Below are 1,919 nucleotides of genomic sequence, written 5' to 3'. Positions count from 1 at the left end.
CGAACAAGCAAGTCCTATCCAAAGACGAGAAAAAACTGCCCATTGATATCCATAAAGCCTTACAGCAGGAGTTCATTCCAGAAATACAGCAGTTAAGTCAGTTGATTGATAGAGATTTGAGTCATTGGCTCTTATAGCTGAACTTTCCCCCAAGAAAAATCACGAAAGCCTTCCCCCGAGGTAGTTGTATCGATTTTTGAACTAGCCGTTATCGGGTACAATCGACAAACAAGGCTTCCTTAAAAAATATTCGCTGAATAGTTCAGATACCTAACCTGCACCGCTGCCTAATAAAAATAAACTTAACAGGGTGCCACCATTCCAGAGACTATGAACCAACATCGAGGATAATAAATTTTTCGATCGGGTGTAAACAAAGCCAAGAACACAACCTAGGACGGTTAAAGGCAGCACTTCTGACAAATTTTGGTGAGCCAGGGCGAAAATCAAACTACTAAGAGCAATTGCACCCCAGACGGGTAGATAACGAGTCAAAGAAGCTAGTAAAAAGCCGCGAAAGACAATTTCCTCGAAAAAAGGAGCGGCAAGGGAAGCAGTAAAGGCAAAACAGAGTAAAGCGAAGGTATTCTGGGATTCTAGAGCTAAAGTCAGCAGCGGGTTACTGCCCCCTTGTCCTTGCCAAATTAGTTGATTAAGCAAAGAAACGATAATAACGAGGGGTAAAGCGACGAAATAGCCAGCCAATCCCCAGAGAAGCCAAGGACTAAAGAGGTTAAAACGAAACCAATCGCGAGGTAAAGGGCGAAAAGGCTTGATCGCTAGGTATAAAACCGATAAACTGCTCACTGTTAAGGCTAAATAACTAACTACAACGTATATTGCTTTAGCTTCTAGGTTAAATTGTTCGGGATTGAGACTCAAGAAACTCGATAAAATCACGAAAATTACCGGTAAAACAATTTGTCCGACGAAAAAGAAACCGATAATTATTCCCCACCAGAGGGTTTCTCCTCCCCACTTAGTTTGCCAAGCGAGACTATCATCTAAAAAGAGCAGCGATCGCTGTTGACGGAGAAGCCACTGCACTAATAAAAAGATCAACAGCACAACACCGATTAAACCACCGATAAGAGGCAAAAAAGCCAGTAAAATTAGTTTAATTAACGCATTAGCCGCCACTTCACTCTGTTCTTCCTCTAAAGCGAGTAAATCCTCTTGACGATTTTCGAGACTATATAATTTTTCCAGAATGGTATAACGAAACCATCCTTGAAAATTGCGCTCGATTCTCGCTTCAGCATCGGCAGCAATTTGGGGGGGGTCACTGTACAATCCCTCTAACAGCAGCGCATTTCGCAAAATAGCAGGCTTATAGTTCTTAAATTCTGATTTTTCCTTGATATCTTGCCAGATTTGCCGTGCCGAATCCAAGTCACCTTGACTAGCTTGAATGAGACTTAATTTTAGCTCTAAATCTTTTAAGGAATTGATTTCGCGCTCAAGAGATTTTTTTTGTTCGGGATTAACTGCTGATTTTTCTAGTTCGGTGATTGTTTTTTTGGCACTTTTCTGGGCTGATAAATACTGTTCCTCGGCAGTGGTATAAGGAGCTTCACCGATCAGGGAAGTTTGAATTAATTTAAGATTAGCAAATTCCTCGCTATTAGGGTCAGCATCGCTGCTGAGAGTCGTGGCTTGTAGATTGATATTGGTTTGATACAGTTGAATATTCGATTGGATTTGAGGCTGATTAACACTAGAAATTAAAGCTGTAACCACTGGAGTTAAAGCAATAATTGTTAAGAAAAAAGCGATCGCTTGTTTGAGACTTTGCCAGGGGAGTTTTTTTGAGAAATTATCGAACATGAAAATAGTTAAGTGGGAGTTAGGGGTTAGGTGATGGGGTGATGGGGGTTGGGTAATAGGTGTTGGGGTTTTAGGGTTTTAGGATTTTAGGG

1 protein-coding gene is annotated in these 1,919 nt (G+C 41.2%); it reads right to left on the bottom strand.

Annotated features, from left to right (window positions below; genetic code table 11):
- Nucleotides 1-270 precede the first annotated feature (270 nt).
- The gene (locus tag PX636_RS04580) at nucleotides 271-1,827 is read right to left on the bottom strand and encodes a CPBP family intramembrane glutamic endopeptidase (protein WP_288116349.1); all 1,557 of its coding nucleotides are present in this window, start codon (nucleotides 1,825-1,827) and stop codon (nucleotides 271-273) included.
- Nucleotides 1,828-1,919: the final 92 nt, after the last annotated feature.

It is taken from the genome of Microcystis sp. M53598_WE2, from assembly GCF_030067735.1.
Lineage (GTDB): Bacteria > Cyanobacteriota > Cyanobacteriia > Cyanobacteriales > Microcystaceae > Microcystis > Microcystis aeruginosa.
This window is presented reverse-complemented; position numbering and strand designations above follow the sequence as displayed.

Excerpts from the sequence above, each read along its gene's own strand:
- PX636_RS04580 (WP_288116349.1), bottom strand. The coding sequence starts at position 1,827 with ATGTTCGATAATTTCTCAAAAAAACTCCCCTGGCAAAGTCTCAAACAA.